The sequence below is a fragment of the Anaerotignum sp. genome (assembly GCF_051877975.1).
Taxonomy (GTDB): Bacteria; Bacillota; Clostridia; order Lachnospirales; family Anaerotignaceae; genus Anaerotignum_A.
Genome location: NZ_JBJEJK010000003.1, coordinates 1 through 17,410 on the forward strand (window position 1 = coordinate 1; position 17,410 = coordinate 17,410).

A 17,410-nucleotide genomic window follows, 5' to 3' on the forward strand; every position below is an offset into this window, starting at 1 on the left:
AAAATACACGAAAACCGATTTGCTTTTTTGGGGAGATTATCTGTTTTCCACAGAAATATTTTTTTTACAGAAATGGGTTTACTTTCGCACCTCGATGTGCTAATATGATGAAAACCAAACAAACGAAGAGAAAATGAAAGAGGCAGAAAATCATGAGACAGAATCATCTTTTTACAGCTGCATACTTTTATTTTTACCGTGTTTTCCAAGATTCAAAGTGAATTTTACTGTTAAGAAAAGACGGTTTGTTTTGATGGTTTTTTCTTAGAGAAAGCGCAAAAGGCTTCGCAGTGAAATTCGCTGCGAAGCTTTTTTTATTCAATACCGACAGATGTTGCAGTGATGGGGTATGAATATTTGCACTAAATCTTAATTCACAGGTATCTGTATAAACCGTACAAAAGAACATTAGAAAGAAGATTTTTTAAGGAGGAAAAAATTATGGTAGTAGTACTGAAACCCGGCACAAAAGAAGAACAGATTGAAAACCTGAAGGCATGGCTCAGCAGCATGGGAATCGATACCCATATTTCTCAGGGTATGAATCATACTATCATCGGTTTGATCGGTGATACATCTGTAGTAGATATGGATCTGGTCAGAGCTCTGGACATCGTTGAAAACGTGCAGAGAATTCAGGAACCCTTCAAAAATGCAAACCGTAAATTCCACAATTCTGACTTGGTAGTAGATATCAACGGTGTGAAAATCGGCGGCGGCAATTTCCAGATCATCGCAGGCCCTTGCTCTGTTGAAAGCGAAGAACAGGTTTGCTATATTGCAGAAAAAGTAAAAGAATCCGGCGCAGGCCTGCTGCGCGGCGGCGCATTCAAACCCAGAACTTCCCCTTATTCTTTCCAGGGGCTGAAGGGCGATGGCCTGAAGCTGTTGGTAGAAGCAAAAGAAAAAACAGGGCTGCCTATCGTTTCTGAAATCATGAACGCAGTGCATATCCCTATGTTTGAAGAAGCTGTTGACCTGGTACAGGTTGGCGCAAGAAATATGCAGAACTTTGAACTGCTGAAAGAACTGGGCAAAATCAATAAACCTATCCTGCTGAAGAGAGGCTTGGCAAATACCATCGATGAACTGCTGATGAGTGCGGAATATATCATGGCAGGCGGCAATGAAAACGTTATCCTGTGCGAAAGAGGGATCCGCACTTTTGAAACAAGAACAAGAAACACATTGGATCTGAGCGCAATTCCTGTTCTGAAAAAACTGACACATCTGCCTATCGTTATCGACCCCAGCCATGCAATGGGATATGCACATCTGGTAAAACCTATGGCAATGGCTGCAACTGTAGCCGGCGCAGATGGTCTGATGATCGAAGTACACAATAATCCTTCCAAGGCTCTGTGTGACGGCCCTCAGTCCCTGACACCGGAACAGTTCGACGAAGTGGCAAAACTGGTATTCCAGCTGAGACCTTTGGCTTGCAAATATGATTACTAATGAGACCTTGGGATAAGAGGTGAAAGATATGAAAGTTGGCGTAGTAGGCCTGGGGCTGATCGGCGGCTCTATGGCAAAAGCAGTGAAAAAGAAAACAGAACATGAAGTGATTGGCTGGGATATTTCTGAAACCATCCGCTACAGCGCATTATTGATGGAAGCGGTGCATGGCTTTATGGAAGAAGGCAACCCCAAGGATTGTGACATCGTTGTGATTGCCCTCTATCCCCAGATGACAGTGGACTATATCAAAGATCATGCGAAGGATTTCAAAAAAGGTGCAGTTGTTGTAGATTGTACCGGTGTCAAACGGGCAATCTGCAATCAGGTGAAAGACATAGCGGCAGAAAATGGCTTTTCCTTTGTCGGTGCCCATCCCATGGCAGGGGTAGAGCGTTCCGGTTTTACCTATTCCACAGCAGAAATGTTTGAAGGCACCACATTGATCGTAACACCTTATACGGGTACAGATATTGGCATGATGAATGCGCTGAGCATGTTTTTCAAAAAACTGGGCTTTGAAAGATTGAAAGTGACAACGGCCGAAGAACACGACCAGATGATTGCATATACTTCTCAGCTGGCCCACGTAGTTTCCAGCGCCTATGTAAAAGGCGCGCTGTCTTCCAATTTCCAGGGTTTTTCCGGCGGCAGCTTCCATGATATGACTCGTGTTGCCAGATTGAATGAAAATATGTGGACAGAACTGTTTTTGGCCAACGGGGATAACCTGGCCAACGAAATCGATGGCTTGATCGAACGGATGCAGGCCTATAGCCGTGCGATTCGTGAAGGCAATGCCGATGAATTGCGGGAACTGCTGAAGGAAGGCAGAGAAAAATGCATCGCCATCGATGAAAACAAGGAATTTGATTAAGGTGTGAGAAAAATGAGAAAAGTGATCGTCAGTGCGTCTGTAGAATATCCGATTCTGATCGGACGCGGACTTTTGCAGCAGACAGGGGCGGAGATCGCCAAACGGATTTGTCCTTGTAAGGCGGCAGTTATCACAGATACGACAGTTGAAAGGCTTTATGCGGAGCAAGTAGAAAGCAGTTTATTGGAAGCCGGCTTTTCGATATGTCGGTTTGCCTTTCCTGCTGGAGAGGGTTCCAAAAATATCGGCACCTTATCTGATATATTGGAATTTCTGGCAGAGGAAGAAATGACCAGACAGGATATTATCGTTGCCCTGGGCGGCGGTGTTACGGGGGATATGGCAGGCTTTGCAGCGGCGGTATACCAGAGAGGCATCCGCTTTGTGCAGGTGCCTACCACCTTCCTGGCGGCGGTGGATTCTTCTGTTGGCGGCAAAACCGCTATCGACCTGAAGGCGGGGAAAAATATGGCAGGGGCATTCTATCAGCCCCATCTGGTGCTTTGTGATGTAGATACGCTGGATACTTTGTCGGAAGAAACCTTTGCCGACGGCATTGCGGAAACATTAAAATATGGTGTTATCGGTGATGCGGATTTATTTCAGAAAACAGCCTCCGGCGATTTCAAAAAAGATTTGGAAGAAATCATTGAAACCTGCGTGAAAATGAAGCGGGATATCGTTATGGAGGATGAATTTGATACAGGCTTGCGTCAGCTGCTGAACCTGGGGCATACATTGGGCCATGCCATTGAAAAGAGAAGCGGGTTTACCCTTTCCCATGGACATGCGGTAGCCATCGGGATGCATCTGATCGCAAAAGTTGCAGAAGAAAAAGGACTGGCGGAAACCGGATTGGCGGCAGCCATCCAAAAGGCTTTGGAAAATAATAATCTGCCTGTTTCTACTTCCTATACTGCAGAAGAAATTGCGGAGGGTGTTCTGAAGGATAAAAAACGTAGAGGCGGAGAGATCAGCTTTGTATTCCCTACAAAGATCGGCCATTGTGAAATTGTGAAGATTCCTGTGAATGAAGTGACGGAATTGGTAAGGAAAGCATTGATTTGAAAAGGCGGTACAACTATGAATGTAAGAATCGGAAAAAGCCCTCTGAATGATGGGCAGGTACGCATTATTTCTTCTAAATCTGATGGACACCGTGCTATGATCGCGGCAGCCTTGGGGGAAGAAGAATGTGTATTGTTCCTGGAAGGCTGGAACGATGACCTGGAAGCCACGAGCCGCTGCATTGAAGGGCTGGGGGGCGAAGTGGTGAGAGAACCCTCTGGCACACTGATCGTTCCTGTACCCAGAAATGCAAAAGAGGAGACTATTTTGGATTGCGGCGAAAGCGGTTCCACTCTGCGCTTTCTACTGCCGGTAGCTGGTGCTCTGGGCAGACATGTCCTTTTTGAAGGCAAGGGCAGGCTGCCGGAAAGACCTATTGGCGTTTTATTGGAAGAAATGCAGCAGCATGGCTGCAAGGCTTCCAGCGATCATTTGCCGGTGGAACTAGAAGGGCGGCTGACCAGCGGTGTTTATACATTGCCCGGTAACGTAAGCTCTCAGTTTATTACAGGGCTGCTGTTTGCACTGCCTTTGCTGGAAGGGGACAGCGAGATTCGCCTGACAACGAATGTGGAATCCAAAGGCTATATTGATATGACCCTGCGTACCCTGCAATCCTTCGGTGTAGCAGTGAAGGAAACGGAACAGGGCTGGTTCATCCCCGGCGGGCAGAGCTATCATGGCCCTCGCATGCGGATGGTGGAAGGCGATTGGAGCAGTGCGGCATTCTGGTTGGTGGCAGGTGCCATCCATGGCAGCATTGGCTGTCAGGGGTTGGATATGGAATCTGCCCAGGGAGATAAGGAGATCGTTTCCATTTTGGAACGGTTTGGCGCGGAAAGCAAAATTGTCCTGAACCAAGTGACGATGACCCATAAAGAAATGAAGGGGATTCGCATTGACGGGGCGCAGATTCCCGATTTAGTGCCTATTCTGTGCGTGGCGGCTGCTGCGGCAGAAGGAAAAACGGAAATCTATCACGCAGGCAGACTGCGGATCAAAGAAAGTGACAGACTAGCAGCCATGGCGGACTGTATGAAAAGAATCGGCGTAGAAGTGGAAGAAAAACCGGATGGCATCATTATCACTGGCGGCTGCAATCCCCCTGAGGGCGAGATCGTCATCGATTCCTATGGCGACCACCGTATCGTCATGGCTATGGCCATTGCGGCGGTAAGCCTTGGGGTGGAAATTACCATTGAAGGGGCGGAGGCAGTGAATAAATCCTATCCTTCCTTCTTCGCGGAGCTGACAAAGCTGGGAGGTGTTGTAGATGTCCTCTAGTTTTGGGGAAAAAGTGAAAATTATGATCTTCGGACAGTCCCATTCTGAAGCCATTGGTGTTGTGATCGATGGCTTGCCTGTGGGGGAAGAAATCGATATGGAGCGGGTACAGCAGTTTATGGAACGCCGTGCCCCCGGCAGAAATGCCTATTCCACACCCCGTAAGGAGGGGGATGTGCCCCGTGTAGTATCGGGGCTGTTTGAGGGAAAGACCTGCGGCGCACCCATTTGCGCTGTGATTGAAAATACGAATACAAGATCGAAAGATTATGATAAATTGAAAGATCTGCCTAGACCCGGCCATGCAGACTATACCGCATGGGTGAAATATAAAGGCGCCAACGACCACCGGGGCGGCGGTCATTTTTCCGGCAGGCTGACAGCACCCCTTTGCTTCGCGGGGGCAGTTTGCATGCAGATTTTGGAGAGAAAGGGTATTCAGATCGGCGCCCATATCCTTTCTATCAAAGGGGTAAAGGATACCCCCTTTGACGAGGTACACATTGATGCGGAAATTCTGAAAACAGTGACATCCAAAGGGTTTCCTGTGCAGGATGATGCAGCGGGGGAAGCCATGCAGGCGGCCATCGCTGCAGCAAGGGCCAATGCCGATTCCGTTGGGGGCATCATCGAATGCGCTGTAACCGGGCTGCCCGTAGGCGTGGGGGAACCCATGTTTGACGGCTTGGAAAGCAGACTGGCGGCGGCTGTTTTTGCTATTCCCGCAGTAAAAGGCGTGGAATTTGGCAAGGGCTTTGGCGTGGCAGAGTTGTTCGGTTCGGAAAATAACGACGATTTTATATATGAAGCAGATGGTACTGTTCACACAAAGACTAATAACCACGGCGGTTCCCTGGGCGGCATTTCCAGCGGTATGCCTTTGATATTGCGGGCGGCTTTCAAGCCCACTCCTTCCATCGGGCAGGAACAGGATACCATCAGCATCAGCAAAAAAGAAAATGATAAATTGGCCATCATAGGCAGACATGACCCCTGTATCGTGCCCAGAGCTGTGCCCTGTGTGGAAGCGGCGGCGGCCGTAGCGATCCTGGATCTTCTCTGCCGGATGGAATAAAAAAGGAAAGGCGGGAACGTACGATGGATTTGAATGCGGTTAGAGAAAGGATCAATGCCATCGATGACCAGATGGTAGAATTATTTGTTGAGCGGATGCAGGCAGCAGCAGATGTTGCCAGTGCGAAAGCAGAAAAGAACCTGCCTGTGCTGGATCTGAGAAGAGAACAGGCCGTTCTGGAAAGGGTCATGGAAAAGGCCGGTGAAGAATTTGAACTTTATGTCAATAAGCTGTATCAGACTATGTTCGACATCAGCAGAAGCTATCAGGCTGGGATTTTGACAAAGGAAACTGCTTTGTCTGAAGAAATTTTGAAAAACATCGCAAATCCTCCCATGGAATTTCCCAGAAAGGCAGTTGTAGCTTGTCAGGGAGTGGAAGGTTCTTATGCGGCCAGAGCCTGCGACAGATTGTTTACCCTTCCCAGCAAAATGTATTTTAACAATTTTGAAAGTGTATTCAATGCCGTAGAATCCGGTCTGTGCAGATACGGCGTATTGCCTATCGAAAACAGCTCCGCCGGTTCTGTTACAGAGGTTTATGACCTGATGGTGCGCCACAAATTCTATATTGTAAAAAGCCTGAAGCTGCATGTAAGCCATGCCCTGCTGGCAAAACCCGGCGTGAAAGTTGAGGATATCAAAGAAGTGATCTCCCATACACAGGCTCTGCAGCAGTGCAGCAATTTTCTGAAGGCAAACCCTGATGTGAAAGTGACCATTTTTGAAAATACAGCAACAGCGGCAAAATTTGTTGCGGAAAGCGACAGAAGAGATATTGCTGCCCTTTCCTCTCCAGACTGTGCGAAGCTGTATGGCCTGAACGTGCTGAAGAACGGGGTTCAGAATAATGAAAACAACTATACCAGATTCATTTGTATCGCAAAGGATATGGAAATCTATGCAGGTTCCAACAGAATTAGCCTGATGCTTTCCGTAGACCACAGACCCGGTTCCCTGCATGAACTGATCGGCAAATTCGCTTGTCGCGGCATCAATCTGTGCAAATTGGAAAGCCGCCCGATCCCCGGAAAGGATTTTGAATTCCGCTTCTATTTCGACCTGGACGGCTCTGTATTTTCCCCTGAAATGCGGACAGTACTGAAGGATATTGAACAGGCGGCAGAAAGCATGTCTTTCTTGGGCTGCTATTCGGAAGTATAAGGAGGCGGCTGTATGAAACTGCTTGTCATCAATGGACCGAACCTGAATATGCTGGGAATTCGGGAAAAAAATATCTATGGTGCGGAAACCTATGAAGATTTGAAACATCTGATCGAAAAAACCTTTGCGGAAAAAGGAATCGAAGGGGAAATCTATCAGTCTAACCATGAGGGGGACTTGGTAGACCGTATCCAGCAGGCCTATTTTGACGGCACCAATGGTATCGTCATCAACCCGGCGGCCTATACCCATACCAGCGTAGCTATTTTGGATGCACTGAAAGCGGTGAGCCTGCCTGCAGTGGAAGTACATATTTCTGATGTGAAGGAACGGGAAGATTTCCGCCAAATTTCCTATGCAGGAAAAGCATGTGTGAAAACCATCATGGGTAAGGGCTTCCAGGGCTATGTGGAAGCCATCGAATATCTGGCGGAGCAATATCAGAAATAAAAAAGGAAACAAAAGAATTTTGGAAATGTACAAAAGATGAAAAAAGAAATGAAGAAAGAAGGCAGATCGATATGATTTCCGATAGAATGTCAAAATTACTGGAGAGAAGTGCTGCCATGAGCAGCATGTATACAGAAAGTGCCCGTATGAAAGAACAATACGGCGCGGAAAATGTATATGATTTTGGTATGGGCAATCCAAACCTGGCTGCACCTGATATCATCAGAGAAACCAGTATCAAGGTGCTGAATGAAACAGACCCTTGGTATCTGCACCATTATATGCCCAATAATGGCTTTATCGAAGCCAGAGAAAAGATTGCAGCCAGCCTGAATCGTCGCTTTGGCGAAAGCTTTGGCGTGGATAACATCATGATGTGCACCGGGGCGGCCGGTGGTATCAACTGCCTGCTGAAGGTGCTGATGGATCCCGGACAGGAAGTGCTGACTTTCGCCCCTTATTTTGGCGAATATGATCGCTATGCGGATAACGTGAACTGCACATTGACGGCGGTTCCTCCCAATATTCCCACCTTCCAGCCAGACCCGGCAGAGTTGGCGAAGTGTGTGACGGAAAAAACAAGGGCTGTCCTGATCGATAATCCCAACAATCCTACCGGTGTTGTTTACAGCGCGGAAACCATTAAAGCCATTGCCGATGTTTTGGCGGAAAAGGAAAAGGAATTTGGACATGCCATTTATCTGATTTCCGATGAACCCTATAGAGAATTGGTATACGATGGCGCGGTAGTGCCTTGGATTCCTGATTTTTATAAAAATACCATCGTTGCATATTCTTTTTCTAAATCCCTTTCTTTGCCCGGCGACCGTATTGGTTATCTGGCACTGAGAGATGATGTGGAAGATTTTGAAAACATCATTGCTGCCGTTGCTGTGGCAACGCGTATTACAGGCTTTATCAATGCCCCTGGTCTGCAGCAGCTGGTTTGCGCAGAATGCTGCGAAGAAATGGTGGATATCAGCTTCTATGACAGAAACAGAGAACGGCTCTATAATGCGCTGATCGAATATGGATATGAATGCGCGAAACCGGAAGGGGCGTTTTATATGTTCGTAAAAACGCCTATTGCAGATGATAAGGCCTTTGTAAATAAGGCAAAAGAATACCGTATTCTGCTGACGCCTGGCAGCGGCTTTGGCTGTGCCGGATATGTGCGTGTCTCCTATTGTGTATCTCCGGAGACGATTGAAGGTTCTTTGCCCGGCTTTAAGGCATTGGCGGAATTTTATAAAAAGAAATAAACAGAATAAGAAAAAGGACTCAGGATTTATTTTCTGGGTTTTTTTTTTGCTTTCTGGGCATTTTTACGGTGTGGGTGGAGCGTGGTGGAGGGAATGGAAAATAGAAAAAATTGGTTTTTGTTGGAGAGTGGAGGGAGAGTGCTTTCTTTTCTGGGGAAAAGGCTTGAAATATCAGGTTTTTTTAATGAAAAAAATCCATAGAAAACGTTCTTTTGGGGTTGTTTTTTTGGGACGGGTATATTACAATGTGGATAGAAGTGGCGTAAAGTGGTTTTTTGTGGTGAAAAAATACCATAAAAAAGAGAAAATGGTGAAAGGTGGTGACAGCGAGATGTTCTTGGGGCAATATCAGCATTCCATTGATGCAAAAGGGCGCTTGATCGTTCCTGCAAAGTTCAGAGAAGGGCTTGGTGAGCATTTCGTTGTGACAAAGGGCTTGGATAAATGCCTTTTTGCCTACCCGGAAGCCGAATGGAAGGTTTTTGAAGAAAAACTGAAACAGCTGCCGCTGACCAATACAGGTGCCCGTAAATTTGTCCGCTTCTTCTTTGCGGGAGCAGTGGAATGTGAACTGGATAATCAGGGGCGCATCATGATTCCGCCCCATCTAAGAGAATATGCGGGGCTGAAAAAAGACATCGTTTCCATCGGTGTGAATAACCGCATCGAAATTTGGAATAAAGATAACTGGAATGAATACAGCGACGAAGAGGATTACATCAGCAATGAGCTGGCCTTTGAAATGGAGAATTTGGGAATCTAACGAATGCCTTTGCAGACTGAAGGGAGCAAAAGCGAAGGCAGCAAAGCTGTATGCGAAAGCCTCGTAAGAGGGCACTTCGTTATGCATAGCTTCGATTGGATGAAAAAAGAAATCAGAAAGGAAGTCAGGCATGGAATTTCATCATATTTCCGTACTTCTGCATGAGTGCATTGAACAGCTGAATATCAAGCCTGACGGCATTTATGTGGACGGTACCATGGGCGGCGGTGGTCATTCTTTGGAAATCGCTAAGAGGATTGAAACAGGCCGCCTGATCTGCATCGACCAAGACCCCAATGCCCACGAAGCGGCAGGCAAACGATTGGCGGAGCATCGGGATAAGATCACCTTTGTGCGGGACAACTTTGGCAATATCGCCCATATTTTGGACGAGCTTGGGATAGATAAAATCGACGGGATGCTGATGGATATCGGCGTTTCCTCTCATCAGCTGGATGAAGCGGAACGGGGTTTTTCCTATCAGCAGGATGCGCCGCTGGATATGCGGATGAACCCGGACAGGCCCTTCAGCGCCTATAACGTGGTGAATGAATACAGCGAAGATGAACTGGACAGAGTCATTTTCACCTATGGCGAGGAACGCTGGGCAAGACGTATCGCTCAGTTTATCGTAAAAGAAAGAGCAGAAAAGCCCATTGAAACTACGGGCGAACTGGTGGATATCATCAAAAAGGCAGTACCCAAAGGGGCCAGAAAGGATGGACCGCATCCGGCAAAGAGAACCTTTCAGGCCATCCGCATTGAAGTAAATGGGGAATTGGAGGTGCTGCAGAAGGCCATTGATGATGTCTCTGAAAGATTAAAGGAAGGCGGCAGGCTTTGTATCATTACTTTCCACTCTCTGGAAGACCGCATTGTAAAAGATGCGTTCCGGAAGCAGGAAAATCCCTGTATCTGCCCGCCCCAGTTTCCCGTATGCGTTTGCGGGAAGAAGCCTTTGGGCAGAGTGGTGACCAGAAAGCCTATTTTGCCCAGTAAAGAGGAACTGGAGAGCAATCCTCGTTCCAGAAGCGCGAAACTGCGTGTATTGGAAGGGATTGCCCATGAGGAAAGCATAGAATGACTCACGGAAAGGAGGGGAAGGATATGGCAGCGAAGAAACATCAGGAACGAAAGCCCATGGAAAAAGGCTCTTACTATACCTATGGCAATGTAGCCTATGAATTGCAGCCGGATTATACCCCCTATCGTGTGCGTGAGGAAGAAGAAGAGCGACGCAGAGAAGCGGCGCGCATCGCCAGGGAAGAAGCAAGGGAACATCGGATTTCTTCTGTAAAAATGATTGCTATGGCATTGGTGCTTTTTGTTGGGTGTATCGCTTTCATGGGGATGCATGTGGTGGTGGATCAGGCAGAGGTTTCCCTCCGCAAACAGAAAAGCACACTGGAAGACCTGAAATCTGCCAATGCCATTTTGGAGGCAGAGCTGACAGAACAGCTGGATATGGATTATATCAAGCAGGAAGCCACAGAACGACTGGGTATGAGTGAGCCTCAGCCCTATCAGGTGGTTTATATTGACGTGCCCAAGCAGAGCTATACGGTGCAGTATGATACAGAGGACGCGGCAGAAGGCGCTTCTTTGTTGGATAAAATTCGAAATATCTTGAAAAAGGATTGATGATAGATGAGAAGAAAGGCACGGGGAATAAAAGCAAAACAAAAATTTGCTTTTATTCTTTTTGTATTTATGGCAATATTGACAGTGCTTTTTGGCAGAGTTGTATATTGGAAGGTGGCCCATGGGGCAGAATTTGAAACGGCTGCAAAAAATCAGCAGATCAATCGATATGATCTGGTGAATACAGCGAACCGCGGCAGTATTTTGGACAGAAATGAACAGGTATTGGCGGTTTCTACGGCAGTTTATAATGTAGTGCTTGATCCTCTGCAGCTGGCGGAAGAAAACGATGAAGAAAAAACGAAGGAGACATTCACGACATTGTGTGAATATTTTCCTGATTTGAAGTATGAAGATTTACAGTATCATGTTACATTGAACCCGGAAACCAATAAGATTAATACCCCTACCCACTGGAAATATCTGGTCAAGGGCGTGGAAAGAAGCGTCAAGGAAAAACTGGAAGCAAAAAAATTGCTGGGGGTTTATTTTGAACAGACCAGCAAACGTTCCTATCCCCTGAAAACGCTGGCTTGCCACCTGATCGGGTTCAACAATACCTGGGGGCTGGAAGGCTATTACAATGACGAAATGACAGGCACCCCCGGCCGTTCCTTTATTCTGTATCAGGGGGCGGATAAAGTGACATATCAGGATTATGCAGCCCAGGATGGGAATACCATCGTCACTACTCTGGATTATACGATACAACAGTATGCGGAGCAGGCGGTAAAGGAAACTATGGAAACCTGGCCTTCCCAGAATGTAGCGGCGATTGTCATGAATCCCAATACAGGGGAGATTTATGCCATGGCAGCAGCGGATACCTTCGATCTGAATGACCCTGATGAACCATTGGCACTGGAAACAGACGAAACCTTCCGGGAAACATGGGAAGCCATGACTGATGAAGAAAAAAGTGAATATTTGAACACCACATGGAGAAACTTCTGTATCAGTGATACTTATGAACCCGGCTCGGTTTATAAACCGCTGGTGGTGGCAGCAGCATTGGAAGAAGGCGTGATTACGAAAAACTCCACTTTCTACTGCGGAGGCAAAATCACCGTTGCAGACAGAGATATCAGCTGTCATTTGCACAGCGGGCATGGAACGATTTCCGTAGAGGAGATCTTAGCACAATCCTGTAATCCCGGCATCATCCAGATTGCCCAGAAGCTGGGGGTGGAAAAATTCTATAAATATCAAAGAGAATTTGGCTTTGGACAGAAAACGGGGATTGACCTGCCCGGTGAAGCAGTTGGCATCCTTCATGCAAAATCTGCGTTAGGCCCTGTAGAATTAGCAACAAGTTCCTTTGGGCAGACCTTCAACTGTACTTCTATCCAGATGGTGACAGCCTTTGCTGCCCTCATCAATGGCGGCAACCTAGTGAAGCCTTATGTGGTTTCTCAGATTGTGGATGATGATGGCTCTGTTGTGATGGAGCAAAGTACGGAAGTGGTGCGGAAGGTCATTTCCCAGAAAACCTCTGATTATATCCGTACGGCTTTAAAAGCAACGGTAGACCATGGTACTGGTAAAAAAATTGAGATTCCCGGTTATTCTATCGGCTGTAAAACAGGGACATCCGAACAGGGTTCCCGTACCAGTGATAAATCCTGGACGCTGACCCATATGGCATATTTTCCTGCGGAAAATCCCCAGTATCTGGTGTTCAGTGTCATTCATCTGCCGGAAGATTATGCTGACGGCGTACAGACCACAGCAACTATGACAAAACAGCTGATGGAAAATATCATCAAATATAAAAACCTGGAACCTACAGAAGCAACGGAAGAAACCGCAGCGCTGAACAGCGGAAAAACCACTGTGACCATGCCGGATTATGTGGGCAGCAGTACCTACCATGTAACTATGGATTTGGATGGCAAGGGTCTGAACTATAAAGTAGTCGGTACGGGCAATACCATCACCAATCAGGTGCCCAAGAGCGGCACGAAGGTGGAGGTTGGCAGCGAGGTTATCCTATATGTTACAAAATCCGAATCGGACAGCGGCACAGTGAAGGTGCTTGATGTCATGGGAAAAACCTATAGCGAAGCAGTCGAGACCCTTTCTGATGCAGGCTTCGAAGTGGTTTTCAATGGAGAAACATCCAACAGCACTGTAACGGCCCAAGACCCGAAATATGGCGTATCCGTAGAGGAGGGCAGTGAAGTGACCATCACCCTGACGAAGCAGGAGGCGCCGGAAGAAACAGCAGAAGAACCGAAGAAAACAACGGAATAGTGAAAAGCATAGACACCCTGTCTTTTCTATACAATAAATTGTAGAGCGAAGAGACAGGGGTGTTTTGTATGGAGAAACCGTCGATCGGGGCGAAAAAGAAATTATTGATCTTCCTTTTTTGTTCTATGTTTGGGTATTTGCTGCTGACGGGAAGGTTGGTTTTTATTGAGCTTTTTCGGGCGGAGGGATGGCAGGAGCTGGCCTATGAACAGCAGACCAGAGACCGCCTCATCACGCCAAAACGGGGATCTATCCTGGACCGAAACGGAGAGGGCATTGCTCTGACGGAAACAGTCAATGCTGTCAGCGTGATTCCGGTGCAGGTGAAGGAAAAAGAAAAGACAGCGGCTTTTTTGGCGGATGCGCTGGATCTGGAATATGAAGATGTTCTGGAAAAAATCAAGCAAAAGGTTGCCCTGGTGCGCATCAAAACGAAGGTGGACACGGAAACGGCAGCTGCCATCCGCAAGGCCAACTTTCCCGGTGTGGAAGTGGACGAGGATGTACAGCGGGTCTATCCCTATTCGGAGCTGGCTGCACAGGTCATTGGCTTTGTAGGGAAGGATAACCAGGGCATCATCGGCTTGGAAGCCAAATATGATGAGCTGCTGGAAGGGGAACAGGGAAAGATTTTGACCCTGACGGATTCCCGGGGGAACGAAGTGGACAGCGAACAGGAGCGTATCCCCCCTGTGGATGGGAAAAACCTGGTGACGACCATAGATGTGGTGATACAGCAATATGCGGAACAGACCATTGCCAAGGCGGTGGAAACCAAGGGGGCAAAACGGGGCGTTATCATCATTTTGAACCCCCAGAACGGGGAGATTTATGCCATGGTCAATTATCCGTCCTTTGATTTAAACGACCCTTTTACCATTCAGGATGAAGAACTGGCGGCAAACTGGGATAGTTTTTCCGAAAAAGAAAAAAATGATTACCTGAATCAGATGTGGCGAAATACTGCCATCAATGATACATATGAACCGGGGAGTACCTTCAAGATCGTGACTTCCTCTGCAGGGCTGGAAGAAGGCGTTGTGACACCGGAAAGCAGTTTTTTCTGTCGCGGGTTTTATGTCGCCGGGGACAGACAGATCAAATGCTGGCGTTATCCCAGAACCCATGGGGCGGAGACATTCGTGCAGGGGGTACAAAATTCCTGCAACCCTGTTTTCATGGAAGTGGGCGAGCGTTTAGGAGCAGAGAAGTTTTTAGAATATATGCAGAAATTTGGCTTTGCCCAGAAAACAGGCGTAGACTTGGCAGGGGAAGCCACTGGTATTATCCACAAACTGGAGAATATTGGCCCGGTGGAATTGGCTACCATGAGCTTCGGCCAATCTTTTCAAATCACGCCCCTACAGCTTTTGCGGGCGGCTTCGGCCATTGTCAATGGGGGCTATCTGATTACACCCCATTTTGCCAAGGGGATTGCCGATGAAGAAGGAAATCTGATAGAGAATTTTCAGTATGAGCAGGGGGAGCAGGTCATTTCCCGGGAAACGTCGGAAACAATGAAAAAGATATTGGAAAGCGTAGTTTCGGAAGGCACAGGGAGCAAAGCTTATATTCCCGGCTATCGCATTGGCGGGAAAACGGCTACCTCTGAAAAATTGCCCCGCCGCAGCGGAAAATATATCGCGTCTTTTATGTCTTTTGCGCCGGCGGAAAATCCGCAGGTCATGGCTTTGGTGCTGATCGATGAACCCCAGGGGGTATATTACGGCGGCACAGTGGCAGGACCTGTCATGCAGGAATTGCTGCAGAATATCCTGCCTTATCTGGGAATTGAGCCAGAGTTTAATGAAAAGGAAGCGGAAGAAGCGGCAAAAAGCGTGACAACGGTTCCTGATTTGCTTGGAATGACCTTGGGCGAGGCGAAAAATGCCCTTTTCCAAGCGGGCCTTTCCGCAGAGGTGGAAACAGAAGGAGAGACCATCACAAGGCAGACCCCGCCGGCAGGAGAACTGGTAAATAAAGGAACAAAGGTCATCATATCCTTGGAATGACGGGTTTTGTCTGCATTTTTCAAGAAAAAATGGGAAAAAGGTTTGGTTGTCAGCCGTAAGTGTGGTATACTAAACAATGGCTCAATATTGGTATTTTTCGCAGGGAGCCGGAAAAGAAAGGAGGCTGTATCATGAAACTGAAACAGCTTTTGGAAGGCATTTCTTACGAAGTGCAGCAGGGAACGGCGGAAATGGAGATTTTCGATTTCCAGTATGATTCCCGAAAGGCAGAAAAAGGCAGTCTGTTTGTCTGCATCACGGGATTTCAGACAGATGGACACAAATATATTCCCATGGCGGTGGAAAAAGGTGCGGCGGCACTTTTGTGTGAGCATAAGGTGGAAGGCGTGCCGGAAGATGTGACAGTCATTGTGACAGAAAATAACCGGGCTGCGCTGGCGGTGGTTTCCGATCATTTCTACGGACACCCCTCCAGGGAAATGAACGCCATCGGTGTGACAGGCACCAATGGGAAAACCTCTACTACCTATCTGATAAAATCCATCTTGGACAGAGCAGGGAAAAAAGTGGGCATCATTGGCACTATCGAAAACCGCATTGGTGACAAGGTGCTGAAAACAGAGAGAACAACGCCGGAATCCAAGGAACTGCAGGCATTATTTAGACAGATGCAGGAAGAAGATGTGACAGATGTGGTGATGGAAGTTTCCTCCCATTCCCTGGACCTGCATCGGGTGGATGGCATTGATTTTGATATTGCTATTTTCACCAACCTGACGCAGGATCATCTGGATTATCATAAAACCATGGAAAATTACCGGGCGGCAAAGGGGCTGCTCTTTGAACGGGCAGCGAAAAGCGTCATCAATATGGATGATGCTGCCGGTGCCTATATGAAAGAACACAGCAAAGGTCAGGTGCTGACTTTCGCTGTGGACAATGAAGCAGACCTGACGGCGGAAAATATCGATATTTCCGCGGAAGGAACGGCCTTCAACCTGATCTGGCAGGGGAAGAAATACCCTGTACACCTGCACACACCCGGCCGCTTTAGTGTATATAATGCGTTGGGTTCTGCCGGCGCCTGCCTGCTGCTGGGCATCGCAGTGGAGGAGGTTGTGGCAGGGCTGACGGAAAACCCCGGTGTTTCCGGCAGATTCCAGACAGTACGCAGCAAAAAGGGCTGTCAGGCAGTGGTAGATTATGCCCATACCCCCGATGGCTTGGAAAATGTGCTGAACACAGCCAACGAATTTGTCAAAGGGAAGCTCATTGCCGTATTTGGCTGCGGCGGGGACAGGGACAGAACAAAACGCCCTATCATGGGTGAGATCGGCGGCAGATTGGCAGGCTATTGCATCATCACTTCCGATAACCCCAGAACAGAAGACCCGGAGGCCATCTTGCAGGATGTGGAAGCTGGCGTCAAGAAAACTGATTGTCCTTATGAAAAGATCGTGGACAGAAGAACAGCGATTCAAAGAGCGGTGGAACTGGCCGGCGAAGGGGATGTCATCCTGATTGCAGGCAAGGGACATGAGACTTATCAGATCTTCCCGGACAGAACCATTCATTTTGACGATATGGAAGAAGTACGCAAGGCATTTGGAGAGGATTGTTTATGAAAAAAATTACGATTCGAGAAATTATCAAAGCAACAGGTGCCCAGATGATCGCTCTGGGCGATATGGAAGAAGCACTGAAGAAGGAAATCTGGCATGTGACACAGGATTCCAGAGAAACAGCTCAGGAAGGTACGCTTTTTGTTGCCCGTATCGGCGAAGTGAGAGATGGACATGATTTTCTGCCCCAGTGTTTTGAAAATGGTGTGACAGCATGTTTATCTCAGAAGGTGGTTGCACCCCAAAACGGTGCCATTGTGCTGCTGGTGCCCGATACAGGCAAAGCACTGCTGGATTTGGCTGCATATTACAGAGATCTCTTTGATATCCCTTATATCGCGATCACAGGTAGCGTAGGCAAAACCACCACAAAAGACATGATTGCTTCTGTGGTTTCTCAGAAATATGATACCCTTTGGACACAGGGCAATTATAACAATGAAGTTGGCGTTCCTCTGACGATTTTCCGCATTGAAGAACATCATCAGGCGGCTGTCATTGAAATGGGCATGAACCACTTC

At 47.5% G+C, this 17,410-nt stretch carries 15 protein-coding genes; all 15 read left to right on the forward strand.

Annotated elements, in window-relative coordinates:
* The first annotated feature begins 441 nt into the window (after positions 1–441).
* Positions 442–1,458: a 3-deoxy-7-phosphoheptulonate synthase gene (gene aroF, locus ACI39P_RS00255; protein ID WP_439718712.1), complete on the forward strand. Its 1,017-nt coding sequence runs from the start codon at positions 442–444 to the stop codon at positions 1,456–1,458.
* 28 nt (positions 1,459–1,486) lie between these two features.
* Positions 1,487–2,335: a prephenate dehydrogenase gene (locus ACI39P_RS00260; RefSeq protein ID WP_439718713.1), complete on the forward strand. Its 849-nt coding sequence runs from the start codon at positions 1,487–1,489 to the stop codon at positions 2,333–2,335.
* A 12-nt stretch (positions 2,336–2,347) separates the two neighbouring features.
* A complete protein-coding gene (gene aroB, locus ACI39P_RS00265) occupies positions 2,348–3,403 on the forward strand; it encodes a 3-dehydroquinate synthase (RefSeq protein WP_439718714.1) in 1,056 nt (351 codons plus the stop codon).
* A 15-nt stretch (positions 3,404–3,418) separates the two neighbouring features.
* The gene (gene aroA, locus ACI39P_RS00270; RefSeq protein ID WP_439718715.1) at positions 3,419–4,687 is read left to right on the forward strand and encodes a 3-phosphoshikimate 1-carboxyvinyltransferase; all 1,269 of its coding nucleotides are present in this window, start codon (positions 3,419–3,421) and stop codon (positions 4,685–4,687) included.
* Positions 4,677–5,762, forward strand: a complete 1,086-nt coding sequence (gene aroC, locus ACI39P_RS00275; RefSeq protein WP_439718716.1) for a chorismate synthase — start codon at positions 4,677–4,679, stop codon at positions 5,760–5,762. Before aroA ends, aroC begins: the two co-directional genes overlap by 11 nt.
* A gap of 23 nt (positions 5,763–5,785) precedes the next feature.
* Positions 5,786–6,925: a prephenate dehydratase domain-containing protein gene (locus ACI39P_RS00280; protein WP_439718717.1), complete on the forward strand. Its 1,140-nt coding sequence runs from the start codon at positions 5,786–5,788 to the stop codon at positions 6,923–6,925.
* A gap of 12 nt (positions 6,926–6,937) precedes the next feature.
* Complete coding sequence (aroQ, locus tag ACI39P_RS00285) at positions 6,938–7,375, forward strand: type II 3-dehydroquinate dehydratase (protein ID WP_439718718.1); 438 nt, start codon at positions 6,938–6,940, stop codon at positions 7,373–7,375.
* Between the two features lie 71 nt (positions 7,376–7,446).
* Positions 7,447–8,637: a pyridoxal phosphate-dependent aminotransferase gene (locus ACI39P_RS00290; protein ID WP_439718719.1), complete on the forward strand. Its 1,191-nt coding sequence runs from the start codon at positions 7,447–7,449 to the stop codon at positions 8,635–8,637.
* A 331-nt stretch (positions 8,638–8,968) separates the two neighbouring features.
* Positions 8,969–9,400, forward strand: coding sequence for a division/cell wall cluster transcriptional repressor MraZ (gene mraZ, locus ACI39P_RS00295; RefSeq protein ID WP_439718736.1), 432 nt, complete (start codon positions 8,969–8,971; stop codon positions 9,398–9,400).
* 130 nt (positions 9,401–9,530) lie between these two features.
* Entirely contained in the window at positions 9,531–10,484 is a 954-nt protein-coding gene (gene rsmH, locus ACI39P_RS00300; protein WP_439718720.1) for a 16S rRNA (cytosine(1402)-N(4))-methyltransferase RsmH, read from the forward strand.
* A gap of 23 nt (positions 10,485–10,507) precedes the next feature.
* Positions 10,508–11,041: an FtsB family cell division protein gene (locus ACI39P_RS00305; protein ID WP_439718721.1), complete on the forward strand. Its 534-nt coding sequence runs from the start codon at positions 10,508–10,510 to the stop codon at positions 11,039–11,041.
* Between the two features lie 6 nt (positions 11,042–11,047).
* Positions 11,048–13,294, forward strand: a complete 2,247-nt coding sequence (locus tag ACI39P_RS00310) for a penicillin-binding transpeptidase domain-containing protein (protein ID WP_439718722.1) — start codon at positions 11,048–11,050, stop codon at positions 13,292–13,294.
* Between the two features lie 68 nt (positions 13,295–13,362).
* The gene (locus tag ACI39P_RS00315; RefSeq protein ID WP_439718723.1) at positions 13,363–15,306 is read left to right on the forward strand and encodes a penicillin-binding transpeptidase domain-containing protein; all 1,944 of its coding nucleotides are present in this window, start codon (positions 13,363–13,365) and stop codon (positions 15,304–15,306) included.
* Positions 15,307–15,437: 131 nt separating this feature from the next.
* Complete coding sequence (locus ACI39P_RS00320; protein WP_439718724.1) at positions 15,438–16,892, forward strand: UDP-N-acetylmuramoyl-L-alanyl-D-glutamate--2,6-diaminopimelate ligase; 1,455 nt, start codon at positions 15,438–15,440, stop codon at positions 16,890–16,892.
* Positions 16,889–17,410: Mur ligase family protein (locus ACI39P_RS00325; protein ID WP_439718725.1), on the forward strand; the 522-nt coding region annotated here is incomplete at its 3' end. The genes ACI39P_RS00320 and ACI39P_RS00325, both read left to right, overlap by 4 nt.